Raw genomic sequence first — 24233 nt, 5'->3', positions numbered from 1 at the left:
CGGGGCCGGGCGGCGGTGGTCAGAAACCTTCGCCCAGCTGCGCGTACAGCCGTACCCCGAGGGCATGGTCCGCCGTTTCCCACGGGCTGGTGCCGGGGCGGGCGACCAGGGCGCGCACTCCCTTGTCCGCCCAGGCGCACACGGTGACGTCCTGGTCCCTGACGACGAGTACCTGGCATGTGAAGAGCACGGGGGTCTTCCGGTCGCTTGCGTCCCTCAGGAGGATCAGCCGCGGCTCGCCCGTCACCTTCACGCCGGGCGCCCCGGCGGCCGTGCGCAGCATGTGGTCGCGGGCCCGCCGGGGGTCCTCGATCCGGCCGTAGGCGCCGTGTGCGGCGATCCAGCCGGTGGTGGGGTAGTCCTCGGGCGGCACCGGCTCGTAGTAGCCGGACACCTCGGTCACCTCCTCGTTGCCCGGGTCGGGTGCCGTGGCGATGGGCGGGATCCTTTCCGGCCGCTCACGGGTGGCCAGCCAGAAGTTGTCCTGCATGTTGCGGGAGAGGTCCAGAGCGGGCCGCGCGGACGGGTACCGCGTGTAGGTCTTGGCGCCGACCAGCGGTCCCCGCGTGATGCTCCAGACCCCCGGAGCGGCGCACAGCAGGGCCAGCACGGTGCACGCCACCCACACCGCCCGGTGCGACCGGGTGCGGGCCAGGAGCAGCGCGAGCAGGGCGAGGGCGCCGGCCACGCCGAGCAGCACGGCACCGGTGGCCTCCCGGCGTTCCCGGCTCGCCGGGGTCTCGCCCTCCTCGTGGGGCACGGGAGCCGTGACGGCGAAACCGGCCCGGTCGTTCTCCCAGCGGTCGCTGCCGTCCCGTTCCGCTTCCGGGAAGAGCGACACCATGCCCAGGTGGGCGATGAACGCCTTGTCGACGCGGAACGTCAACGGAACCACCCTGTCGCACCTGATGTGCAGCCGGCTGTCCGTATTCTGATCCACCTTGCGGCAGCTCGGCTGCTCGTCCAGCCGGACCGGTGAGGTGTTCCAGGGCAGTGCGTACTCGATCGCCCTGCCCGGTCCGACGGGAGCGCCCTTCGGCACGGGAGAGCGTGAACCGTCCGACCGGACGGTGAAGACTTCGGGCCGCAGGGTGAGGGTCCCGCCCACATCGGTGGTGAGGTAACCCTCGCCCTGCAGCGTGACCCCGTGGTCGGGCTCGTCGGAAGGGGGCAGGGCCGTCGCGGGGCCCGCGACGGCCAGCGCGGCGCAGAACAACGCCGCGACGACGCCCGGAGCCGTGCGATGAGCCCGCATTCCCGTCCTTCCGTCGGCATCAGGGGTACGCGGGTCAGACCTGCGGCCGGTTCGGCTGGTTGTACGGGACGGAGAAGGGGCCCGCGCGCATCCGTGAGGATGCGGGCGGGCCCCTTCGGTGTGTCCCGAGCCGAGGTCCGTGTCAGGTCGCCGGTTCGGTCTCCCGGTGCCGGTCGGCGGACGGGACGTCCTCCGGCTCGCCCACCGGGTCGGACCCCTCGGCCCGGACGGCGTCGCGTTGCCGCTTGGCGTGCCGCAGCCGCTCACCGATCAGCGGCAGGGTCAGGATGCCCAGGAACATCGGCGCGAACATGTACCGCGCCAGGGGGGCGGGGTTCGCCGCCACCACCGTCAGCTGGAGCGCCAGCGGGACCGCCATCAGACCCAGCGGTGCCCAGGACCGGTGCCGGCGCGCGAAGACCAGCAGCACCGCGTACGCCGCGTAGCACCAGATCGCGCCGCGGAACAGCAGCCACTCCAGCTGCGGGACCTTGCTGGCCTTCCACGTGAAGAAGGCGATGTCGTGCAGCTGGTCGTTGACCGGGCGGATCTGCAGGACGGAACGGTACGGGCTGTCCCGCATCTCGGGGTTCCAGTCCGCCCAGCCGAAGAGGTTCTTCGGCACCGACGGCCAGCTGACCAGGGTGTTGCCCGCCTTGTCCGCCGGACCCGGGAACGGCGACCAGGCGATGTGCGAGCGGCACAGCCGCGCCGCGATCATCTGGTCGGGCGACCGCTTCAGGACCCGCATCCACAGGTCGAGCAGTTCGGTGTTGTGCTTCGCGGCCGCCGGGCGGTCCATCGGGGGCCGCATCGCCCAGTCGGCGTTGTAGCAGTTGGCGGCCCGGCCGCTCCAGTGCGACAGCGGCGCCACCTTCGCCATCAGCTCCGTGTCGGCCTTGGTGAAGGTCTGCGGGTACTTGCCGTAGACCACCGCGATGTCCGCGTAGTTCATCGCGTACACCTGGTCCTTCGTCGGGGTGGTCACCCCCAGCGCCGGATAGACCGCCACGTTCATCAGGCCCGAGATCAGCGTGGGGACCACCGTGGCGACGAGTACCGCCCGGCGCATCCGCGGCAGCACGATCAGCATGACCGGCACGGCGAGGACCGCGACGAGCAGGCCGTTGTTGCGGAACAGGCCCATGGACAGGAACCCGAGGAACAGGACCGCGATCTCGTTCCGGAATTCCTTGTCGTGGACGTCCTGCATCCCCCGCATCCGGCGCGCCACCAGCCGCCCGGCCGCACCGAACACCAGGACCGCGCCGATGACGAACGGCACGTCCTTCCAGACGAAGATGACGAACGAGCCGATCGACGGCACGGCCGCGCAGGCGATCGCGGCGGCCGCGCTCCACTTGCCCGGCACGCCGAACTTGCGCAGCGTCACCGTCACGTAGGCCAGCGTCGCCGCCATGGCGACACTCTGCGCGAACGTCAGGACCGCCAGGTCGCCCGTGGCCTTGAGCGAGAGCCACACGAGCGCGTCGTAGGCCACCGAGTGGTTGGACATCCAGTGGTCGGTGGTGACGTGCCACACGTACGAGACGGAGTCGTAGCTCATCCCGCCGGGGTAGAAGGCGGCCCACCAGAACAGGAAGATCAGCTGGGTGCCGGCGTAGACGGCCAGCGGCAGCCGACGCTGCGCCGGGATGCGCTCCAGGCGCTCCTTCAGGCGGGCTCCGCCAAGGGAGGTTCTTCGGACTTTCAACGCTGCTCCGCGGGCTCGGAAGAGGGACGGTCGGGGTGTGCAAGCTCCAGCATCCTGCTGATCACCCGCTGGGCGGCGTGTCCGTCGTCGAGGTCGCAGAAGACGTCCTTGAACGCACGGTAGGCCTCCGTGTAGGCGGCGCTGATCCGCTCCGTGTCGGCGAGGGCCTCGATGAGCTCGTCCGAACTCTGCAGCAGCGGTCCTGGTGCTTGCTTTTCGAAGTCGAAGTAGAAGCCGCGCAGCTGGTCGCGGTAGTACTCCAGGTCGTACGTGAAGAACAGCATCGGGCGGCCCGTGTTCGCGAAGTCGAACATGAGCGACGAGTAGTCCGTGACCAGCACGTCCGTGATCAGGAACAGGTCGGCGATGTCCGGGTAGCTGGACACGTCGAAGACGAATCCGTCCCCGGCGCCGGGGACCGCGTCGACGATGTTGGAGTGCTTGCGGACGAGGACGACGTGGTCGTCGCCGAGGCGTTCAGCCGCCTTGCGCATGTCGATCCGCAGATCGAACTTGTAGTTGCCCGCCCGGTAGAACTGGTCGTCCCGCCAGGTCGGCGCGTACAGCACGACCTTCTTGCCCTCCGGCAGGCCGATGCGCTCGCGTACGGCCCGTGCCGTCTCGTCCGTCTTCTCGGAGAGCAGCACGTCGTTGCGGGGGTAGCCGGACTCCAGGATCTCGCCCTCGTACTGGAAGGCGCGTCTCATGATCGGCGTGGAGAACCGGTTCGGGGAGACGAGGAAACTCCAGTTCGGGGTCTCCTCCGCGACCTTCGACAGGTACTTGCGGTCGGCGAACTGGACGCTGCCGATGTCGTGGCCGATCCGCTTGAGCGGGGTGCCGTGCCAGGTCTGCACGATGACCTGGCCCTCGCGGCGCCGGACCCAGTGCGGCAGGTGGGTGTTGGTGACGACGTACCGGCTCCGGCCGAGCGCCTCGTACCACTCGCGGCTCCACCGCCGGACGGTCCTGACCCCCTTGGGGATCTCGGCGCGGCGGTCCTCCACGACCCACACGTGCTCCAGCTCGGCCCCCTGGCGCAGCAGCTCCTCGTAGACGGCGCGCGGCGAGTCCGAGAACTGGCGGCCGGAGAACGAGGCGTACAGGACCGTGTCCCGCAGCGGAGCCGTGCGTGCCTGGGCGTACACACCGGTGCGCATCTCGCGCTGGCGGAACCAGCCGATCTCCTGCGGGCCGAGGTCGGGTGCCGCCTCGACGAGGAGACGGTCGGCGAAACGGTGGGTGAGGGAGTAGTCCCGGCCGCGCACGGTGAAGCGGACGGGCAGGTCGGCGAGCGCCGACGGTACGGCACGGACCGGCACCTCGACGCGGGTCGCGGTGTCGCGGGCGAACAGGTACCAGCGGCCCTGGCGCAGCGGCACCTCGCTGATGCTGTCGGGCACCGGCAGGAACTCGGTCCGGAAGGCGCCGTCGGTGAGGGTGGCGGGGTGGGAGTGCTCCTCGGCGTGCCGGCTGTGCCGCAGCACCACCTCGACCGTTCCGTCCACGGTCGCGGGCAGCACGCCCGCCAGCACGATCCGGCCCTCGGGGGTGACGGACAGCTCGGCGACCACGGGCTGGACGGGCTGGGTGCGCAGCGCCAGGCGGCCCGCGCCGTCATCGGCGACGGCTACGGCCCGTCCGCCCCACACGGCGGCCGGCCGTCCGTCGAACGAGTACTGGCGGCCCAGGTCGCCGCAGCCGGCCTCGACGGCCACGGGGAACCGGTGCCCACCGCCGATCACCAGCTCGGCGGCCCACTTGTCGGTGACCTCGAGGTTGTCGGAGTCGCGGCCGGGGACGTCCAGGTCGGCCAGCGGTACCCGCACGGAGAACTCCTGGCCGGCCCCGCGCTCCACCGGGTACTCGAGCACCGCCTGCGAGGAGCCGTGGGTGAGGCCCAGCGTGAGCGGGGCGGCACCGGCGGCCGCCTCGTGGCCGAGGACCCCGGTCAGCTCCAGGGCGCCGTCCACGGCCCGGTGGCCGGTCAGCTTGGCGCGGACCCGGTCGACCCGCAGGTACAGGTGCTTGTCGGAGACGAACGGGACGACCCGCACGTCCTTCTCCACCCAGAACGCGGCCGGGCTCTCGGCGCTGCCGGTCTCGCCGGCCTTGAGCCGGGTACGGCGGACGAGGCCCTGCTGCGCGGTGGCGACGGTGACCCGCCACACGCCGTCACGCCAGCCGCCGCGGCCCCTGAGCCTGGCCGGATCGAGTTCGAGGGCGAAGCCGGACCAGTCGTAGTTGTGCAGCGACTGGCCGGACGTCTGCGTGGCGCGCGCGGCGCGGGTGCGGCTGGGCCGTACCAGGACGGTGCGCCGGCTGCCGACCTCGCGCAGCATCAGGACGCGCAGGGCCGTGCGCTGGGGCTGCCCGGCGGCCAGGTTGCGGATGTAGGCGTGGCCCTTGACGAGCAGACGGCCGCCGCGCCACGCGATCTCCTCGGCCCGGGCACGGGCCGAGAAGTCGGAGTCCACGCGCAGGATCGAGCGGGGCACCGCCTTCTTCGTGTCGATGACCGGGTAGTCGGCGAAGTGGCGCAGGCCCTGGCGGACCACCGGGACGGCCCGGCCGGTCTCCCGCTCGAAGGCGAGGAGTTCCATGAGCTCGTCGAGGCGGCCCTCACGGATCAGGTGGCACTTCAGGCGCAGCGCGACCGGCAGCCGGGGCATGACCTGGGGGTCGACCCGGCTGAGGAAGTCGGCGGCGCCGCTCATGAACAGGTCGCGGAACTCGTCACCGGCCTCGTCGAGGACGGCCATGAAGAGCGGCAGCTCGTCGGTGATGAAGATCTCGTCGTACCAGCGCTTGTGCGCGGCGTACCGGTCGCCCGGCCGGGAGGCCAGGAAGCGGCTGACGGTGTCGCAGGATGTGATGCGGTCCCGGACGTTGACCGGTTCGGTGCGGCGCTGGGTGATGGACGGTGCGCCGCCGGTGCGCTGGCGCCACAGGTAGATCGGGTCGCCGAGGACGTCGACCGCGGAGGCCAGGAAGTGCGCGGGCAGCGTGACCGGGGCGTCCTCGTAGAGGATGCCGGGGAACTCGAAGGCGTGCTTGTCCCAGAACGACCGGCGGAAGACCTTGTTCCAGGCCGTGCGGTCGTAGACGAGGTCCTTGTCCCGGGTGATGTGGGTCCGCTCGCGGCTGGTGCGCAGTCGCTTCCGGTGCAGCGGGGAGGGCAGGATCTCGCCGGCCTTGAGCAGGTTGACGTTGCCGCTGACGAAGTCCGAGCCGGTCGCCTCCAGACTGGCTACGCACCGCTCGTACGCGTCGGGCAGCACCACGTCGTCGCTGTCGACGAAGGCGAGGAACTCGGTGCCCTCGGTCAGGTGGGCGACCCCGTTGTTCCGGGCCGGTCCCAGGCCCTGGTTCTCCTGCGCGACGACGCGGAACCGGTCGTCCTTCTCGGCCCACCTCTCGGCGATCGCGAGGCTGCCGTCCTTGGACCCGTCGTCCACCACGATGGCCTCCCAGTCGGTGAACGTCTGGTCCGCGATCGACTGCAGACACTCTTCGAGGAAGAGCTCCACGTTGTAGACGGGGACAACCAGTGACAGACGGGGAGGCATGTGGGGTACTGCACCTTTCTCAAGGTTTCGTTCGTGTTCGGCGATGACCGGACTCGCCGGACACGGTAGCTCTAGTCGCGCGCGGGGCGGCGTCCAGGGCGATCCGAGGGGAGGGCCATCGGCGGCACGTTCTCCTGGTTCAGGAAGACCCGGCGTACCACGCGCTCCGCGGCCCGGCCGTCGTCGAACTCGCAGAATCGTCCGCGGAACTCCAGGCGGGCCTTCGCGGAGGTGTCGTCGCACCAGCGCCCCGAGAGGAAGACGTCGAGAAGGTCGTCCTCGGTTGCCACCACGTGGCCGGGAGGTATGTCGTGGATGTCGAAGTAGGTGCCGCGGGTGGCCCGGTAGATCTCCCAGTCGTTGGCGAGGACCACGATCGGCCGGTCCAGGAGCGCGTAGTCGAACATCAGTGACGAGTAGTCGGTCAGCAGGCAGTCCGCGGCGAGGTACAGCTCCTCGACCGAGGGGTGCCCGCTCACGTCGATGATCCCGGAGCCCTCCGCGGCGCCGGGGCCCGAGCCCAGGTTGAAGTAGTGGGACCGCGACAGCACGGTGAAGTCGTCGCCGAGCCGGTGGGCGAAGTGCTCCAGGTCGAGCATCGGCTGCGGCTTGGCGTGGTAGTCCCGGTGGGTCGGCGCGTACAGGACGACCTTGGCGTCGGGAGCGATGCCGAGCGCCTCGCGGGCCCGGACCCTGTCCTCGTCGGTGGCGTTCACCAGGACGTCGTTGCGCGGGTAGCCGTAGTCGAGGGAGGTGTACTCGGCCGGGTAGGCCCGCTGCCAGACGGCGGTGCTGAAGCTGTTGGAGGAGACGCTGTAGTCCCACCGGTCGACCCGCTGCATCAGCGTCCGCATGTTCAGCTGGCCCTGGGCCATCGGGAACTCGGCCTGGTCGACGCCCATCCGCTTGAGCGGTGTGCCGTGGTGGGTCTGGAGGAAGACCTGCCCGGGCCGCTTGACCACGCGGGTCGGGAAGTTGACGTTGTTGACGAAGTACTTGGCGCGCGCCATCGTCCGCCAGAAGCCCCATGAGCCCGGGCGGACGACCGTGGTGCCGGGCGGAGGGGTGTTGCGCGAGCCCGGCTTGAGCACCCAGACCGTCTTGGTCTGCGGGGAGAGTTCGAGCAGCTTCCTGTGCACCGCGGCCGGGTTGCAGGAGTAGTCGGCGTTCCAGTACGCGGCGAAGACGGCGAGGTCGTCCTTCACCGGCAGCAGGCGGTGGGCCCGGTAGTAGTTCGCCAGGACCCTGCCGCGCAGTGCCTTCTTCGCCCTGCGGGAGAACTGGCGGCCCCGGCGGACGGAGCGGTACGCGCCGCGGGCGGCGGAGTACAGCGGTGCCGGCAGCCGGTCGGCGGAGCGGCGCGCGGCCGGCTTGGCGGCCTGGGGTTCCCGGTAGTCGTCCGGACGGTGGGTCCGCTCGGCCGCCAGCCGGCGGGTACGGAACTCGGCGCGGGCGTCCTCGGGCAGCCGGCCGGGGCTGTTCTCGATCACCCGGAGGTGGTTGGTCATGCGCTCGAAGAGCGCGCCCCGCCAGCGTTCGAGCTCGGGGTGCTCGGACAGGAACGCGAAGACCAGGTCGTACTGGTCGAAGACGTCGAAGTGCTTGCGGCTGGTGGAGTGCAGGATGCTGCCCTGGCGCCGCTGGCGGTAGTGGATGCAGACCCGGTCGAGGACGGCCATGGTCTCGGCGGCCACCAGGACCGGGTAGGTCCAGGGGGTGTCCTCGTAGTAGCCCGTGGGGTAGACGAAGCCCCAGCGCTCCACGAAGTCGCGGCGGTACGCCTTGTTCCAGGCGACCTGGAGCAGTCCGAGCAGCTCGGGGTTGTCGTCCAGGGAGAAGACGCCGCGCGGGCTCTCGGTGAGTACCGCCCGCTTCGCGTTGGGGCTGATCCGGCCGTGCCAGTGGGTGCGCGAGTAGTCGAAGATCAGCAGCTCGGGGTCGTCGGTCTCCTCCAGGCGGTGGGAGATCGCCTGGAGGGAGCCCGGCAGCATCGTGTCGTCGCTGTCCAGGAAGATCAGGTAGGTGCCCCGGGCACGCGCCATGCCCTCGTTTCTCGCCCGGCCCAGGCCCACGTTCTGTTCGAGCTGCACGTCCACGACGCGCGGGTCCTTGGCCGCGTACTCGGCCATGATCTCGCCGCTGGCGTCCGGAGAGGCGTCGTTGACCGCGATGACCTCGAAGTCCTCGAACGACTGACCCAGTACGGAGTCGAGGCAGTCGCGGAGATACGCCTCGACGCCGTAGGCCGGCACGATGACGCTGAAGCGGGGCACGGGGTTCTGCGTGGGGATCATGAGACTCGGACTTCCGACGGGGGTGGGGCGACGTGCGGAAAGGCGGGGTGCGGGGCGCCTTGTCCTTTCGGTGGGGCGGTTACTCGGATCTTGTCAGGGCGTATCCGAGCAGACGGCGTACGGCCTGCGAGTGCCGGTGGCGCAGCGCCGCGGGAAGCATGGTCAGGGCGTGCAGCCGCATGGACAGGTGCCGCCGGGCGGCTCGGGCGGCCTTCGGCCAGCCGTGCCGGTCCATGTCGTCGGCGACCTCGTTGAAGAATCGCACGGCTTCGCCGAAACGGGCGCCGGTGACGGCCTCCGCCGAGGAGAGGCTGCCGGAGTGGCGGCGGTAGCGGAAGGCCGGCTCGGGGTCGACGACCAGCTTCTCGCCCTGCCGGATCAGCTCGATGATCAGGGCCAGATCCTGGATGACCGAGAGGTCCTCGCGGAAGTTGACCGCCTTGACGGCGTCGGCGCGCCAGCAGATCGACGGGAAGTACAGCCAGTTGCCGCCGAGCAGGTTCGCGGCGAGCGGTTCGCCGGAGAGGACCAGCCTGCGGCCGTTGTCCTTCGGCGCGTACAGCCGCCGCTTGACCTCGTCGCCCAGCGAGGTGGACGGATTGCCGTGCTCGTCGATGACCTCGACGCCCGGCTGGTAGATCGCGGCGCCCGGCTCGGCCTCGACGGCCGCGCGTACCGTCTCGACGTAGGTCGGCATCAGCAGGTCGTCGCTGCCGAGCATGGTGAAGTGCGTGGACTCCACCAGCTCCACGCACTTGCGGAAGTTGCGGGTGATCCCCAGGTTCTGCTCGTTGCGCAGATAGCGGACCCGGCTGTCGCCGAGTGACGCGAACCACTCCGGTACGCCTTCTTCGCTGCCGTCGTCGACGACGGTCAGCCGCCAGTCCTTGTCGGTCTGGTCGAGCACGCTGTTCACGGCGGCCTGCATCAGCCCGGTGTCGCCGTAGTGCGGCAGCATGATGTCGAGGGTCTGCACCGGGGTTACTTGCCCTTCTGCGCGAGGCCGAGCGAGGTGCCGCGGCTGAACGCGAGCAGCAGGATCATGCCGATGCGCCCGAGGTAGAGCGTGGCCTTCCAGGGCGACTGGCTGGGCGTGCCGGTCGTCCGCGGACGCATCGCCACGGGCACCTGCTCGACGCGGAAACCGGCGCGGATCGCGGCGATCGTGGATTCCACGGTGTCGCCCAGGTATTCGGCCGGGTACCAGCGGGCGAACAGCTTGATCAGGTCGCGGTCGCACGCGCGGAAGCCGGAGGTGACGTCAGTGAGCCTGGTGCGCGCCATGCGGGAGAGCCAGAAGGCGAGGACGAGCATCGCCCAGCGGCGCGGACCGCGGGCCTCGTACTCGCCGGTGCCGGCGAACCGGGCTCCCATGACGAGGTCGGCGTCGCCGTCCAGGCGGGCCAGCAGCTCGGGCACGTTGCGCGGGTCGTGCTGTCCGTCGGCGTCCACCTGGATGGCCACGTCGTAGTCGCGGTCGTGGGCGAACTTGTAGCCGGCGCGCATCGCCCCGCCCACACCGAGGTTGTACGGGAGGCTCATCACGGTCGCCCCGGCGGCCCGGGCGACGGCGGTGGTGTCGTCGGTGGAGCCGTCGTCGACGACGAGGACGTCCGCGCCCGGAAGCGTGGAGTGGACCTCCTTGATGACCTCCGCGACGCCGTCCGCCTCGTTCCACGCGGGCATGATGATCAGTACGCGCTTGCCGTCGATCACTTCTGGACCCCCTGGTCGGCGGAGACGGTGGGGGCCTCGTGGTCTGCCAGCCGGCCCCGGAGCTCCTGGACGTCGATACGGAGCAGCGCCACCTCTTCGGAGAGCGTGCGGCCCTCCTCTTCCAGGTGGCCGACCTCCCAGCTCAACTGGAGGCAGACGACGAAGAGGAACGCCACGCTCAGGAACAGGATGAGGCTGACGCCCGAGGCGACGCCGACGAGCCTGGCCACCGAGTCCAGGACGGTCGGGAAGAAACCGAGCGGGATGATCACCAGGCCGGTGAGCACCCACAGGAACGCGTACTTCTCTTTCAGTTTGCGGCGGCGCAGCATCTCGACGATGCAGGCGACGAGAAAGACTCCGGTGACCGAAGTCAGCATCCACAACTTCACGCCGCGCTCCGGGGTATCGGACGACTCATGGAAAGGGCCTGTCTACTCTTCCAGGGGTGTACCAGGGGTGTACCAGGGGTGTATCAGGGCTGTACCAGGGGGGCGGACGGCCGCTGAGGGCCGCCGAACTGCATTCCACCGTCCGTCGTCATGCTCACTGAGAGTGACAGGAAGGGTGATCATCCTATGAACGCACAGGGCGGTAGCTTACATGAGAGCGAAGAACGAGTGTCATAAAGGTGGCCACCGCGAGCGAGCCCGCGGCGTAGGCCAGTTCGACCCGGGTACGCAGCTCCAGCGGACTGAGGGTGACCGCCACCAGGACCACCGTTCCCACGACCCACGCCATGAGCTGCATCCGGGCACCGCCGCTCGTGAGCAGCGCCTGCCCCAGCACCATGGCCAGCATGTACAGGACCGTGCCGAGCGACAGCCAGGCGAAGTCGGCCGCCCCGAGCACGTCCGGCGCCCCGAACACCGTCGGCAGCAGGGCCGGCCCGAGGGCCACCGCGCCGATGCCGCCGGCCACGCCGAGCCCGGCCGTGACGGACGCCGCCCGCACCAGCAGTCGCCGGTAACCCTGGGTGTCTCCCTCGGCCGCCGCCGCCGACAGGCCCGCGAGCAGCGACACCTGGAAAGCACCGAAGACGAAGAGCGGCACGCGGGCCAGGACCAGCGCGGACAGCAGCGCCGCCACCAGGGCGTCGTCGTCCGTCGCGATCACCTTCGTACTGATCACCGCGATGTTGACCAGCAGCTGGGCCAGCAGTGTCGAGCCGACGAGCAGCCCCAGGTGCTCGATCAGCTCACGCCACTGGGCCTGCGACCCGGCCCGCGCTCCCCGGAAGACCGGCCTGATCGTCGCGAGCACGGCCAGCAGCGGCGCCACCGTCAGCACCGCCGCGAAGGCGAACACCGACTCCACACCGGCCACCGCGAGCCCCGCCGACAGCACGATGCGCAGCCCGCCGTCCAGGCCGAGCTGCATGCCGTACGCCTCGAAACGGCCGAGCCCGGCGAGGACGCCCCGCGTCACGTACGCCACGGCCAGCGCCGTGAAGGCGCCGCCGAGCGCGAGCACCAGGCTCGTGTCCCCGTGGAAGAACAGGTCGGCGAGCTGCTGGGCGAACAGCGCGAGCGGCACCAGGACCACGGCGAGCAGCCCGAGGGAGAGCGCCGCGCCGCGCCGCAGCACCGGCAGGACCCCGTCGCCACGCACCACGCGGCCGGCCACGATCCGGGTGATCTCCTGCTCGACCGGGAAGAACAGCCCGAGGCCGATGGAGAAGACCACGGTCCACAGCACCGAGAAACTCGCCATGTCGTCCACGGCGAGCGTGTGGCCCGCCGCCGCGAGGTGGACGTAGCTGGCGACGCCGAGCACCGCCGTTCCGGCGCCGACGAAGGCCGTGCCCCGCGGCAGCGCCGTGGAGATGCGGTCGAGGAGGCTCACGCGCTCGTCCGCCCCTCCGGGATCATCGTCCCCAGGGCCGCGGAGAGCTGATCACGCCAGTGCGGCTGCACCGCCACGCCCGCCTCGGCCCACCGGTCGTGCGCGAGCACGCTGTACGCGGGCCGGGCGGCCGGCCGTACGAACTTCTCCGAGGTCGTCGGACGCACCCGTTCCGGGTCGAGACCGGCCAGCTCGAACGTGGCCCGTGCCAGGTCGAACCAGGTGCCCGAGCCGGACGCGGTGCCGTGGTAGACGCCTGCCCGGGCGCGCCCCGCGAGGGCCGCCTCGCCCAGCTCCACGATCTGGTGGGCGAGCGCGACGGTCCAGGTGGGCTGGCCGAGCTGGTCGTCGACCACGTCCACGGTCTCGCGCCGGGCGGCGAGGTCCAGCATGGTCGAGACGAAGTTGCGCCCGTGCGCGCCGTACAGCCACGCCGTGCGCACCACGTAGCCGAGCTCGGGCAGCAGCTCCGTCACCGCCCGTTCACCGGCGAGCTTGCCGCGCCCGTAGGCGTTGACCGGCGAGGTCGGGGCGTCGTGCGGGTAAGGCTCGGTGCCGTCACCGGGGAAGACGTAGTCGGTGGACACCTGGACCAGTACGGCGCCCTCGGCGGCACAGGCCTCGGCGAGCACCCGTGGACCCTCGCCGTTGACCCGGGTGGCCGCGGTTTCGTCGGCCTCGGCGCCGTCCACGTCGGTCCAGGCGGCGGCGTTCACCACGACGCCGTGGCCCGCCACCGCGGCGCGGACCGCGGCGGGGTCGGTGACGTCCAGGTCCTTGCGGGCCGTCGCGGTGACCGACCGCGTCCCGTCCTGGGTGAGCACCTCGGTGAGGTCACGGCCGAGCATGCCGCCCGCGCCGGTTATCAGCCAACGGGTCATGCCGGAAGCGCCGCCTTCGTCTTGAGCGGCTCCCACCAGGCGCGGTTGTCGCGGTACCACTGGACGGTGTCGGCCAGGCCCTGCTCGAAGGTGACGAGCGGTGTGTAGCCGAGCTCCTCCTGGATCTTGGCGATCGACAGGGAGTAGCGCAGGTCGTGGCCCTTGCGGTCGGCGACGTGCTCGACCATGTCCCAGCCCGCTCCGCAGGCGTCCAGGAGCAGACCGGTGAGCTCCTTGTTGGTGACCTCGGTGCCGCCGCCGATGTGGTAGACCTCTCCGGCCCGGCCGCCGCGCAGCGCCATCTCGATGCCCCGGCAGTGGTCGGAGACGTGCAGCCAGTCGCGCACGTTCAGGCCCTCGCCGTACAGCGGCACCTTCCTGCCGTCCAGCAGGTTCGTGGTGAACAGCGGGATCATCTTCTCGGGGAAGTGGTACGGCCCGTAGTTGTTGGAGCAGCGGGTGACCACGACGTCCATGCCGTGCGTGCGGTGGTACGACAGCGCCAGCAGGTCCGAGCCGGCCTTCGAGGCCGAGTACGGGGAGTTCGGCGCCAGCGGCCAGTCCTCGGTCCACGACCCCTCGGCGATCGAGCCGTACACCTCGTCCGTGGACACGTGCACGAACCGGCCCACACCGTGGCGCTTCGCGGCGTCCAGCAGGACCTGGGTGCCCAGGACGTTCGTGGTGACGAACGGCGAGGAGTCCGTGATCGACCGGTCCACGTGCGACTCCGCGGCGAAGTGCACCACCGCGTCCTGGCCGCGCATCACGTCGTCGACCGTGCCGTAGTCGCGGATGTCACCGCGGACGAACGCGTAACCGGCCAGGCCGGCCACCGGCGCGAGGTTCTCCTCGTTGCCGGAATAGGTCAGGTTGTCCAGGACGGTGACCTGGGCGCCCTCGCCCGCAGGCAGCTGTCCGAGCAGCAGCGCCCGCACGAACTGTGAACCGATGAACCCGGCGCCGCCGGTGACGAGAATCTTCATAAGAGCCAGCATTCTAGGGGCACGCCGACCGACACCGTTCAGTGGTCGTTCAAGGGTGGTTCAGTGGCCGTTCTCACCCCCGGCACCCGAGGAGCGGCTCCCCGGCTGACGTAGTCTGCCTTCCCATGCGTGGAATAGTGCTCGCCGGTGGTACCGGCTCCCGGCTGTGGCCGATCACCCGTGCCGTGTCGAAACAGCTCATGCCGGTCTTCGACAAGCCGATGATCTATTACCCCCTGTCCACCCTGATCATGGCGGGCGTGCGGGACATCCTGGTCATCACGGGCCCCGACGAGCGCGCGCAGTTCGAGCGGCTGCTGGGGGACGGGAGCGACCTCGGACTGGACATCCGGTTCGCCACCCAGGAGAACCCCAACGGAATCGCCGAGGCGTTCGTCATCGGTGAGGACTTCATCGGCGACGAGCCGGTCGCGCTGATCCTCGGCGACAACATCTTCCACGGTGTCGGCCTCGGCCGGCAGCTCGCCAAGTACAGCGAGCCCGACGGCGGCGTCGTCTTCGCGCACGCCGTCTCCGACCCGTCCGCGTACGGCGTCGTCGACTTCGACGAGCAGGGCCGCGCCCGCTCCATCGAGGAGAAGCCGGAGCACCCCAAGTCCCGCTACGCGGTGCCGGGCCTGTACTTCTACGACAGCCGGGTCGTCGAGATCGCCAAGGAGCTCAAGCCCAGCGCCCGCGGCGAGCTGGAGATCACCGACGTCAACAAGTACTACCTGGACCGGGGCGAACTCCAGGTCTCGGTCCTCGACCGCGGCACCGTCTGGCTCGACACCGGAACCTTCCAGTCGCTCGTCCAGGCGTCCGAGTACGTGCGTGTCGTCGAAGAGCGCCAGGGCATGAAGATCGGCTGCATCGAGGAGGCCGCCTGGCGTGCCGGACACATCGACGACGCGCGACTGCGCGCCCTCGCCGAGCCGCTGACCAAGAGCGGCTACGGCGACTACCTTCTCAACCTGCTCACCCACGAGGCCTGAGGGCGGACGGACCGTGTCGATGAAGATCAATCCCCTGGGCATCGAAGGCGCGTGGGAGTTCGTCCCCCGGCAGCACGGTGACGCCCGCGGTCTCTTCCTGGAGTGGTACAAGGCCGAGCACATGGCCGAGGCCGTCGGCCACCCGCTCGACCTGAAGCAGGCCAACCTCTCCGTCTCCGCGGCCGGTGTCGTGCGCGGCATCCACTTCGCCGACGTGCCGCCCGGCCAGGCCAAGTACGTCACCTGCGTACGCGGTGCCGTACTCGACGTGATCGTCGACGTCCGGGTCGGCTCGCCGACCTTCGGGCAGTGGGAGGCCGTCCGCCTCGACGACCGGGAACGCAAGGCCGTCTACCTCTCCGAGGGGCTCGGCCACGGCTTCTGCGCGCTGACCGACGACGCGACCGTCACGTACCTCTGCTCCGAGGGCTACGCCCCCGAACGCGAGCGGACCGTCCACCCGCTCGACGCGGAGATCGGCATCGAGTGGCCGGTGACCGGCCCGCCCGAGCTGTCCGCCAAGGACGCCCAGGGCCCGACACTGGCCCAGGCCCGGGACGCGGGAATCCTGCCGCTGTACGAGGAGTGCCTGGCGTTCCGCCGCACGCTCGCGGAGCGCGGCTGACGCACCGCCTGCGGCGCCCCGGCCCCGGCGTCACCCTGACCGGCCGCGCCCACGGGGAGCGGGCCGGCCGGCCCGCGACGGCCTGGACGACATGAACGAACCCGCCCGGCGGGGCCGGCGCCACCGGCACGGCCGACCCGGCCGGCGGGGTGCGGGTGGTGGGGCACGGGTGGCGCGGTGCGGGGCGCCGACGCCCGGGCTCCGGTTCCGTGACTCGTACGGGACGCCTCCCGGGCGCCGGTTCCGTGACCGGTACGGGACGCCTCCCCGGCGCCGGTGCCGCGACCGGTGCGGCCGGGAGTCTGCCGAAGCAGCGACGGGGCGGATGTCTCCGGGGTGCCACCGCCGGTGCCGGGAATCCCCGGCACCGGCGGTGGCACCCTCGACGCCCGTCGCGCGACCGGCCCCGCTGGGCGGCCGGCCCCCACCCCCCCTCTAGTCCCGTCCCGACCGCTCCGGAGTGACGGTGGCCGGCGCGGGCGCGGTCTCCGCCTGCCGCGGTCCCGGGAGGGGGAGGTCGGCGGCGAGCCGCCGTGCCATCCGCGCCCGGTGCTCCCCGGCCGCCGCACACAGGTCCCGTACGGCGCCGGCGAAGCGCTCCTGGGACGGCGGGTCGGCCGGGCCGAGCAGGCGCAGGGCCAACGCGGCGCGTTCCCCAGCCAGTTCGTCCCGGTCCGGATGCCGGACCGTGTCCAGCAGTTCCGGCACCCCGGCCGCGTCCGGCGTCAGCACGGTCGCCGCCGCCACCGTCGGGAACGACTTGCGGAACCCGTCCTCCGCGAGCCCGCTGGTGTTGGCCACCGCGTACGGCTTGCCGCTCGCCAGGAAGTCGCTGATGACGCTCGACACGTCGCTGATCAGCAGGTCGGCCCGGTTGAAGCAGGCGTAGAGCGGTGGCCGGGCATCCGTGACGACCTGGTGCTCCCACTCGGGCAGCGAGGCCCAGTACGCCTCCTCCCAGGCGGCCGTCGCCCGCGTCACCGCCCCGGCCCGCCCGGGCTCCGGCGCCGCCCCGCGCAGCATCCGCTCCACCTGGTCGGCGGCGGAGCGGAAGCCGGCCGCGGTGAGCCGGTCCAGCTCCGCCGTCCGCCGGGCCAGCTCGGCGGAGGCCGACGCCCCGGGCCGGGGCCCGCTCCGCTCACGGTTCGCCGCCCGCACCAGTTCCCGGACGCGCAGATCGGCGGCCCCGGCCCGCGGATCCACCGATCCCGTCAGCGGATGCGGCTTGTACAGCAGCCGCACGCCGGGGTCCGCGAGCAGTGCGCGTACGAGGTTCTCGCCGGCCTCGACCACCGACGTGTTCCCCGGGTTGCCGTCCCAGCCCTCCCAGGTCGGTGCGTACAGGACGGTAGTGAACGCCCCGGGAGCGGGCGGCCCCGAGTACGGCCGTACGGCGTCCAGCTGCGGGCGGCCGATCTCCACCACGTCCTTGTCCTCGACGCCGACCTCCGCCTGCGCGTACCGCTCGCGCGCCGCCGGACCGGCCACCCACACCTCGTCGTACGCCTTCGCGTACGGGTTGCAGGAGGACAGCTTGTCGCTCTCCCCGTGGTTGACGAAGGCGTGCTTGATCGTGGGGATGCGCAGGACCTGCGAGGTCTTCCCCGAGTTCGACGGGTGGAGGAGGACGCGGAGCGTGGAGTGCTCCAGACACATCAGCGTGGACACCTTCGGCAGGCACACGACCGGGATGTCGGTCGCCGCGATCCGCTGCACCATGAACCGCTCCCGCAGCACGATCAGTGGCCGCTCGTCCAGCCGTGCGAGGGGCTCCAGCCACATGTTGGCCTGGTATGCCGAGGACGCCCCGCCCGAGAAGTACAGGCCGACGGTCGGCCGGTACTCCGCCAGCCACGCCGCGAACCAGTCGAGCACCTCCTGCTCGCCCGCCGGCCGGCGCCCCGGCAGCAACCGGGTGAGCAGCGCTCCCAGCCCCGCCAGCGCCACCGTCAGGGACACCGCGAGGCCGGCCGCGCCGTACACCGGCGCGTCGGTGGCCGCCGTGACCAGCAGCCCGGCCGTCGCCGGCAGCCCGAAAGCGGCCAGCCGGGGCCCGGGGCGGCGCAGCAGAAGAGGGGGCGCCGGGGTCAGGCGCAGCGCCGAGGTGTCGATGTTGCGGGTCACCACGGGCAGCGTCCGGGTCCGCCGGACCAGCACGGACACCGCCTGGATCGCCCAGTGCAGCCCGTAGAAGGCGAGCAGCCCGGCGACGAGCGGGGCGTACACGGTCTCCCGGTGCTGCTCGCCGAGCCGCAGCAGACCCACCACGAGCAGCAGGTCCCGCAGCACGTGCCGCACCGTGACGTCGGCGTGCGACTTCGCGAACAGGGACACCATGCCCCGCTGCCAGCGGTACAGCACTCCCTCGGCGGCCAGCGAACCGGCGGTGGCGGCCAGCAGCAGCGGTACGTGCGGCAGCAGCGCGCCGACGGCCTGCGCGGCGAAGGCGGCCGCCAGCACGCCGAGGACGAGCAGCTTCACGGCGGTCTGCCGGCGGGGGAGACCGACGCGGGGGAGACCGCGGCGGGAACGGCCGCGGAGGGAAGGGCTGCGGAGGGAAGGACTGCCGCGGGAAGGGCGGCGGGGCAGGGGTAGGGGCACTGCGGTCGCTCCAGGCTTGTCGCGCATCGGACATCCGGGTTAACGCCGGTCGACCTCCCGACGACACGCGCGTGTTGACCGCACACGTGACGCGGTGGCCGCCGCGGCCCTGTCCGCAGCCTGGACCGCGGCGCGGGGCACGACCCCCGTCACGTAGATTGCGGGGCGAGCGCAGGGACCGGCGCGCGTCGACGGGAGAGGTGGACGGCAACCGTGGCAGGGGCAAGGCACGCCGTGGGCGAGGCCCGCAGGATCGTCGTCAAGGTCGGCTCCTCCTCGCTGACCACCGCGGCCGGCGGCCTGGACGCCGACCGGGTCGACGCGCTCGTCGACGTCCTGGCCAAGGTGCGGGGGACGGACAAGGAGATCGTCCTCGTCTCCTCCGGTGCCATCGCCGCCGGCCTCGCCCCGCTGGGCCTGCGCCGCCGCCCGAGCGACCTGGCCCGTCAGCAGGCGGCCGCCAGCGTCGGCCAGGGCCTGCTGGTCGCCCGCTACACCGCCTCCTTCGCCCGCTACAGCGTCCGCGTCGGCCAGGTGCTGCTGACCAGCGACGACATGAGCCGCCGCGCCCACCACCGCAACGCCTCCCGCACCCTCGACAAGCTGCTGGCGATGGGCGCCTTCCCGGTCGTCAACGAGAACGACACCGTCGCCACCGACGAGATCCGCTTCGGCGACAACGACCGGCTCGCCGCCCTCGTCGCCCACCTGGTCCGCGCCGACCTGCTGGTGCTGCTGTCCGACGTGGACGGCGTGTACGACGGCGACCCGAGCCGGCCGGGCACCTCGCGGATCGCCGAGGTGCGCGACATGGCCGACCTGGCGGACATCGAGATCGGCAGCGCCGGCAAGGCCGGCGTCGGCACCGGCGGCATGGTCACCAAGGTCGAGGCGGCCCGGATCGCCGCCGCCGCCGGCATCCCCGTGGTGCTGACCAGCGCCGTCCACGCGGCCGACGCCCTGGCTGGCGGCGACACCGGTACCTACTTCCACGCCACCGGCAGGCGCAGCGCCGACCGGCTGCTGTGGCTCCAGCACGCCTCCACCCCGCAGGGGGCGCTCGTCCTGGACGACGGGGCGGTGCGGGCGGTCGTGGAGGGCCGCAAGTCCCTGCTGCCGGCCGGGATCGCCGGGGTGGAGGGCGAGTTCGCCGCGGGCGAGCCCGTGGAGCTGCGGGACGGTGCGGGGCGCGCGGTGGCCCGGGGGCTCGTCAGTTTCGACGCCAAGGAGATCCCCCGGCTGCTCGGCCGCTCCACCCGGGAACTGGCGCGCGAACTCGGGCCGGCGTACGAACGCGAGGTCGTACACAGGGACGACCTGGTGATCCTGCACCCGTAATGGGTCGAAACGTCCCCGAATCGGTGGTGGACGTTCCGCAAAACCGCCCCGCGATCCTGCGCGGCCTGCTCAACTTTCCTCAGGGACCAGCCCGGCCGACCACCGGGCCGAGCCGTGTGCGTGAAGGAGGCCGTCGTGAGCGGAGTGCGCCCTGGAACGGCGGCGTCCCGCGGTGGTACGGGCTCCCGCGGCGCCACCGGCGCCCGTGGCGGCACGGGCGCCCGGCCCGGCGGCGCGACCCGCACCGGGTCCTCCCGCCCCGCCGGTGAGGAACGCGCCCTGACCAGCGTCGCGGCCGGCGACCGGTTCCGGGGGGAGGAGTCCGGGCACACCCCGCGCCTGTGGCACGTCACCCTCAGCGTCTCCGGTGCCCGGGCCCCGCTCACCGAGGTACGGCGCGCCCTGGAGCAGCTCGCGCACGACCACCCCTTCCTGCTGACCAGCCGGTACGCCGACGACCACGCGGAGATCCGGTACTGGGAGGAGGCCCGCGACCTGCACGACGCCGCCGCCGTCGCCCTGCGCCTGTGGGGCGAGCACCGGCAGACCGCGGGACTGCCGCCCTGGGAGATCGTCGGCCTGGAGGTCATCGACCGGGCGACCTACCACCAGCGCATCGCGGCGGGGTACGGACCGGCGCCGGCGACACCCGTCGGAGTACACCCCTTCTAGGAACCAGAGCTGGGGTCCCCTTCTGGGTTCCAGAGCGTCTGGGGTCTCCTTCTGGGCGTCAGTGCGTCCGGGGCCCCCTTCCAGGCGTCAGAGGTCCGGGGTCCCCTTCTGAGGTTCCGGAGCGTCTGGGTTCCGCGGCGGTTCCGGGGACTTCCGGGCCCGTCCCCCGCAGACGTCTCGGGGTGTGGGACGGCCGGTGGGGGGTCTGCGCGGCCCACTACGCTTTCCCCATGACCACGCTCTCGCCGTACGACTCGATGTCCCCGGTCACCCGGGCCGCCTACCGGGCCAAGGCCGCCGCGGCCGACCTCGCGCCGCTGCCGCGGGCCGCCAAGGACGACGCGCTGCTCGCCGTGGCCGACGCGCTGGAGGTCCGTACGAGCGAGATCGTCGAGGCCAACGCCCAGGACGTGGCCAAGGCCCGCGCCGCCGGGACCAGCGAGGCCATCGTCGACCGGCTCACCCTGACCCCGGAGCGGGTCCGCGCCATCGCCTCCGACGTGCGCGACGTCGTCGCGCTGCCCGACCCGGTCGGCGAGGTCGTGCGCGGCAACACCCTCCCCAACGGCATCGACCTGCGCCAGGTCCGCGTGCCCCTCGGCGTGGTCGGCATCATCTACGAGGGCCGGCCCAACGTCACCGTCGACGCCGCCGCCCTCTGCCTGAAGTCCGGCAACGCCGTCCTGCTGCGCGGCTCCTCCTCGGCCTACCAGTCCAACACCGCCCTCGTCCGGGTGATCCGCGACGCCGTGGGCGGGGCCGGGCTGCCCGCCGACGCCGTGCAGCTGGTGCCCGGCGAGAGCCGGGAGAGCGTGCGCGAGCTGATGCGCGCCCGCGGCCTGGTCGACGTGCTCATCCCGCGCGGCGGCGCCTCGCTGATCAACACGGTCGTCCAGGAGTCCACCGTCCCCGTCATCGAGACCGGCACCGGCAACTGCCACGTCTACGTCGACGCGCAGGCGGACCTCGACATGGCCGTCGACATCCTGATCAACTCCAAGGCGCAGCGCGTGAGCGTCTGCAACGCCGCCGAGACCCTCCTGGTCCACCAGGACATCGCCGCAGACTTCCTGCCCCGCGCGCTGGACGCCCTCGCCGAGGCCGGGGTCACCGTGCACGCCGACGAGCGGGTGATGGCGTACGCCGAGGACTCCAAGGTGACGGCCGTCGAGGCCACACCGGAGGACTGGGAGACCGAGTACCTGTCCTACGACATCGCCGCGGCGGTCGTCGACTCCCTCGACAAGGCCGTCGAGCACATCCGGCTGTGGACCTCCGGTCACACCGAGGCCATCGTCACGACCTCGCAGCAGGCCGCCCGCCGCTTCACCCAGCTGGTCGACTCCACCACGGTCGCGGTGAACACCTCCACCCGCTTCACCGACGGCGGCCAGTTCGGCTTCGGCGCCGAGATCGGCATCTCCACGCAGAAGCTGCACGCCCGGGGCCCGATGGGGCTGCCGGAGCTGACCAGCACCAAGTACATCGTCACCGGTGACGGGCACGTACGGCGCTGACGGCACGTACGGCGCTGACGGGCAGGTCCCCGGCCGGGGCACGCACGCCGGGGGCATATGTGCACGGCACGCGCCCTCGGGTACACCCGTGATCCGATCGGGGCATCTCACCCACCGGATGAATTTCCCCGCCGTCTGCCCAAATCGACCCCCCAGGTCTACGCTGTACCCGTGCCGGAGGACGTGGGGGGTAGGCCGTTCCCTGACGGCTGGGAGCCCGACGACGATCACGACCGCGGGGTGTCGGACGAAGAGTTCGCCTCCGTGGTGCTCGACGAGGCCTTCGTACAGGCGGCCGTGGTGCACGAGCCGACCGCCGTCGAACGCCTCCTGGCCGCAGCCGAGGCCAGAGCCGAGGCCACCGAGGCGGAAGCGGCCCGCCGCGGCCGCTCCAGAGGCGAGCGCTACGACGACGGGTACGGCGATTTCGGCCATGATCCCGACCTCGACGACCCGGACGACGACCGCGACCTCCTCGACCGCCCGTACGGTGCTCCCGCGGCGTACGGCAAGCAGGTCCGCTGGCACCGGCCCGTCGCCTGGATGCTCGCCCTCGTGATGGGCGTCGGCATGGTCGCGCTGGCCTTCGTGGCCGTCTACCGGGGCGCGTCCTCGGGCGGCGACACGCAGCAGGTACCGCCCCCCGCCTCGACCGGTCCCGAGCAGGGCGGAACGGTGACCCCCTCCGCCTCCGCCGACTACTCCCAGCCCGCCGTGCCGGTCATTCCGCGCACCCCCTGACCTGCCGGCCGGGTGCCGGGCACCGGCCCCAACTTGGCCTGCACCGGCGCGTTTACGCGACCTTCCGCAGACCTACCCTGAAGGTATGGCAGGGCTTGGCGACCCGCCCGGAGGGACGCCCGAGGGCGGCCCCGGAGGCGGAGAGGACGAGTACCGATCCGTCGTCTTCGACGAGTCGTTCGTCCGCGCTGCCCGCCTCGAGGAGTTCTCCGCCCAGGAGCGCCTGTCCGACCACGCGCCCGCCGTCCGCCGCCGTACGCCGCTGCGCCGGGCCGGACTGTCCCGGCAGGCACTGGTCCTCCTCGTGCTGATCGCCGTCGCCTTCGGCACCGCCATCTACATGGGCGTCCGGCACCCGTACCAGAGCCCCGCGGCGCAGCGGGCGGCGGAGCCGGTGCGGATGACCGTCGTCCCGCTCGCCCCCCAGGGCAAGGTGCCCGGCGCCGACGATGCCGCCCACCTGTACGAGCACAGTCCCGCCGCCGACTTCCGGTCCGCGGCGAAGGGCGTCCCGCTGCCGGCCCACCGGTCCACCGCGCACTTCTCGGACGACCAGGTACTGAACGCGCTGACCACCGCCAAGAACTACATCGTCCGCTCGGCGCTCGACCCGGACGTGCTCCTCGGCGGGGAGGTCCGTTCGGTGCGGGTGCTGCTGGACCCGGAGCAGCTCGACCAGTTCGACGAGAGCCTGGAGAGGCCCGCGGCGGACGGCCGGCACGCGCCCACCGGATGGCTGGTGCGCTTCGACCCGGCCCGTGCCGAGCTGGCCGACGCCGAGATCCGGGTGCACGGCAGTCTGCGGGCCGTGGAGAGCGACGCGTCCACGCTGGAGGTCAGCGCCGACCACACCATGGTGTACCCGCTGCGGCCGGCGGGTGACGACCGGGCCGAGACGTCGCTGTTCACCGTCCGGCGCGAGCTGCGCTTCCGCTTCGACCGGGACGACCTGCGGCTGCACCAGACGCAGCTCGTCGCCTCCTACGTCCAGGCCGGTCCGCTCTCCTGCGCCGAGAACTCGGCGGACCGCCTCCGCCCGCTGCTCGCGGGCCGGACGGCCGGGACCGGTGCCCCCGCCGGCACCGACCCGTACGCCACGGACAGCGCCACTGCCCTGTGCGGCACCCTCGCGGCGAGCGCACAGCCGAGGGTGTGAGGTCCGGGCCGTGCCGCCCGTCCGGGGCGACGGGCACGGACGGGTCGGTCGACCGGATGCTCGCCGACGGGCGCGGACGGGTCCGTGCACGGGCGCGACGCCGGTGGCCACCGAGGGCCGCACGGTGGCGGGCGTGCTCCCACGCCACGCGGGCTCTCACGCGTGCCCACCGCGGCAGCCGGTCGCCGTTGCGGGCGTGGCCCGGGGGGGGGGGGGGGGGGGGGGGCGCCCCCCCCCCCCCCGCGGCCCCCCCCCCCCCCCGGGGGGGGCCCCCCCCCCGGGGGGGGGGGGGGGGAACGGGCGAGTGTTAAGAAGAGGGGGAGGTGAC

At 72.1% G+C, this 24233-nt stretch carries 18 protein-coding genes; 7 read left to right on the top strand and 11 right to left on the bottom strand.

Translation table 11 applies throughout. The features are described 5' to 3' along the window. Positions 1-19 precede the first annotated feature (19 nt). From ACP4J0_RS36090 to rfbB, 10 genes are all read right to left on the bottom strand, one after another. Entirely contained in the window at positions 20-1255 is a 1236-nt protein-coding gene (locus tag ACP4J0_RS36090) for a hypothetical protein (RefSeq protein WP_426603318.1), read from the bottom strand. A gap of 142 nt (positions 1256-1397) precedes the next feature. Then, the gene (locus ACP4J0_RS36085) at positions 1398-2969 is read right to left on the bottom strand and encodes a DUF6020 family protein (protein ID WP_426603316.1); all 1572 of its coding nucleotides are present in this window, start codon (positions 2967-2969) and stop codon (positions 1398-1400) included. After that, positions 2966-6538 carry a CDP-glycerol glycerophosphotransferase family protein gene (locus ACP4J0_RS36080; RefSeq protein WP_426603314.1) on the bottom strand — a complete coding sequence of 1191 codons (3573 nt, stop codon included), beginning with the start codon at positions 6536-6538 and terminating at the stop codon, positions 2966-2968. Before ACP4J0_RS36080 ends, ACP4J0_RS36085 begins: the two co-directional genes overlap by 4 nt. A 71-nt stretch (positions 6539-6609) precedes the next feature. Further along, on the bottom strand, positions 6610-8832 hold the full coding sequence (locus ACP4J0_RS36075) for a bifunctional glycosyltransferase/CDP-glycerol:glycerophosphate glycerophosphotransferase (RefSeq protein WP_426603312.1): 2223 nt from the start codon (positions 8830-8832) through the stop codon (positions 6610-6612). A 79-nt stretch (positions 8833-8911) separates the two neighbouring features. Then, a complete protein-coding gene (locus ACP4J0_RS36070; RefSeq protein WP_426603310.1) occupies positions 8912-9808 on the bottom strand; it encodes a glycosyltransferase family 2 protein in 897 nt (298 codons plus the stop codon). Between the two features lie 5 nt (positions 9809-9813). Next, positions 9814-10548 carry a glycosyltransferase family 2 protein gene (locus ACP4J0_RS36065; RefSeq protein WP_426603308.1) on the bottom strand — a complete coding sequence of 245 codons (735 nt, stop codon included), beginning with the start codon at positions 10546-10548 and terminating at the stop codon, positions 9814-9816. Further along, the gene (locus ACP4J0_RS36060; RefSeq protein WP_426603307.1) at positions 10545-10928 is read right to left on the bottom strand and encodes a DUF2304 domain-containing protein; all 384 of its coding nucleotides are present in this window, start codon (positions 10926-10928) and stop codon (positions 10545-10547) included. The genes ACP4J0_RS36065 and ACP4J0_RS36060 overlap by 4 nt, the downstream gene beginning before the upstream one ends. Before the next feature lie 196 nt (positions 10929-11124). Further along, a complete protein-coding gene (locus ACP4J0_RS36055) occupies positions 11125-12393 on the bottom strand; it encodes a lipopolysaccharide biosynthesis protein (protein ID WP_426603305.1) in 1269 nt (422 codons plus the stop codon). Further along, positions 12390-13274: a dTDP-4-dehydrorhamnose reductase gene (gene rfbD, locus ACP4J0_RS36050; protein ID WP_426603303.1), complete on the bottom strand. Its 885-nt coding sequence runs from the start codon at positions 13272-13274 to the stop codon at positions 12390-12392. Before rfbD ends, ACP4J0_RS36055 begins: the two co-directional genes overlap by 4 nt. Further along, a complete protein-coding gene (gene rfbB / locus ACP4J0_RS36045) occupies positions 13271-14260 on the bottom strand; it encodes a dTDP-glucose 4,6-dehydratase (protein WP_426603301.1) in 990 nt (329 codons plus the stop codon). The genes rfbD and rfbB overlap by 4 nt, the downstream gene beginning before the upstream one ends. 125 nt (positions 14261-14385) lie before the next feature. Between rfbB and rfbA the strand changes: the two genes are divergently transcribed. After that, a complete protein-coding gene (gene rfbA / locus ACP4J0_RS36040; RefSeq protein ID WP_426603299.1) occupies positions 14386-15255 on the top strand; it encodes a glucose-1-phosphate thymidylyltransferase RfbA in 870 nt (289 codons plus the stop codon). 25 nt (positions 15256-15280) lie between these two features. Continuing rightward, positions 15281-15880 (top strand): dTDP-4-dehydrorhamnose 3,5-epimerase, encoded by a 600-nt coding sequence (gene rfbC, locus ACP4J0_RS36035; RefSeq protein ID WP_426603326.1) that lies wholly within the window; start codon positions 15281-15283, stop codon positions 15878-15880. A gap of 435 nt (positions 15881-16315) precedes the next feature. Here the strand turns inward: rfbC and ACP4J0_RS36030 are convergent, their stop codons facing one another. Further along, positions 16316-18508, bottom strand: coding sequence for a hypothetical protein (locus ACP4J0_RS36030; protein ID WP_426603297.1), 2193 nt, complete (start codon positions 18506-18508; stop codon positions 16316-16318). 186 nt (positions 18509-18694) lie between these two features. Between ACP4J0_RS36030 and proB the strand changes: the two genes are divergently transcribed. The 5 genes from proB to ACP4J0_RS36005 all read left to right on the top strand — a co-directional run bounded on the left by proB (position 18695) and on the right by ACP4J0_RS36005 (position 23905). After that, the gene (proB, locus tag ACP4J0_RS36025) at positions 18695-19819 is read left to right on the top strand and encodes a glutamate 5-kinase (protein ID WP_426603296.1); all 1125 of its coding nucleotides are present in this window, start codon (positions 18695-18697) and stop codon (positions 19817-19819) included. 135 nt (positions 19820-19954) lie between these two features. Continuing rightward, positions 19955-20491 (top strand): hypothetical protein, encoded by a 537-nt coding sequence (locus tag ACP4J0_RS36020; RefSeq protein WP_426603294.1) that lies wholly within the window; start codon positions 19955-19957, stop codon positions 20489-20491. Positions 20492-20721: 230 nt separating this feature from the next. Then, positions 20722-22008, top strand: a complete 1287-nt coding sequence (locus ACP4J0_RS36015) for a glutamate-5-semialdehyde dehydrogenase (RefSeq protein ID WP_426603292.1) — start codon at positions 20722-20724, stop codon at positions 22006-22008. 171 nt (positions 22009-22179) lie between these two features. Beyond that, positions 22180-22749, top strand: coding sequence for a hypothetical protein (locus ACP4J0_RS36010; RefSeq protein WP_426603290.1), 570 nt, complete (start codon positions 22180-22182; stop codon positions 22747-22749). An 85-nt stretch (positions 22750-22834) separates the two neighbouring features. After that, positions 22835-23905 (top strand): hypothetical protein, encoded by a 1071-nt coding sequence (locus ACP4J0_RS36005; RefSeq protein ID WP_426603288.1) that lies wholly within the window; start codon positions 22835-22837, stop codon positions 23903-23905. Positions 23906-24233: the final 328 nt, after the last annotated feature.

The organism is Streptomyces sp. WG7 (assembly GCF_049975785.1).
Classification (GTDB): domain Bacteria; phylum Actinomycetota; class Actinomycetes; order Streptomycetales; family Streptomycetaceae; genus Streptomyces.
Note: the sequence above shows the minus strand (reverse complement) of the source record. Positions and strands in the feature narration are given on the sequence as shown.

Bases quoted from the DNA above. Each gene is read 5' to 3' on its own strand.
- ACP4J0_RS36090 (WP_426603318.1), bottom strand. From the start codon at position 1,255: ATGCGGGCTCATCGCACGGCTCCGGGCGTCGTCGCGGCGTTGTTCTGC.
- ACP4J0_RS36080 (WP_426603314.1), bottom strand. From the start codon at position 6,538: ATGCCTCCCCGTCTGTCACTGGTTGTCCCCGTCTACAACGTGGAGCTC.
- ACP4J0_RS36075 (WP_426603312.1), bottom strand. From the start codon at position 8,832: ATGATCCCCACGCAGAACCCCGTGCCCCGCTTCAGCGTCATCGTGCCG.
- ACP4J0_RS36060 (WP_426603307.1), bottom strand. From the start codon at position 10,928: ATGCTGACTTCGGTCACCGGAGTCTTTCTCGTCGCCTGCATCGTCGAG.
- rfbD (WP_426603303.1), bottom strand. From the start codon at position 13,274: ATGACCCGTTGGCTGATAACCGGCGCGGGCGGCATGCTCGGCCGTGAC.
- rfbB (WP_426603301.1), bottom strand. From the start codon at position 14,260: ATGAAGATTCTCGTCACCGGCGGCGCCGGGTTCATCGGTTCACAGTTC.
- rfbA (WP_426603299.1), top strand. From the start codon at position 14,386: ATGCGTGGAATAGTGCTCGCCGGTGGTACCGGCTCCCGGCTGTGGCCG.
- ACP4J0_RS36030 (WP_426603297.1), bottom strand. From the start codon at position 18,508: ATGCGCGACAAGCCTGGAGCGACCGCAGTGCCCCTACCCCTGCCCCGC.
- ACP4J0_RS36015 (WP_426603292.1), top strand. From the start codon at position 20,722: ATGACCACGCTCTCGCCGTACGACTCGATGTCCCCGGTCACCCGGGCC.
- ACP4J0_RS36005 (WP_426603288.1), top strand. From the start codon at position 22,835: ATGGCAGGGCTTGGCGACCCGCCCGGAGGGACGCCCGAGGGCGGCCCC.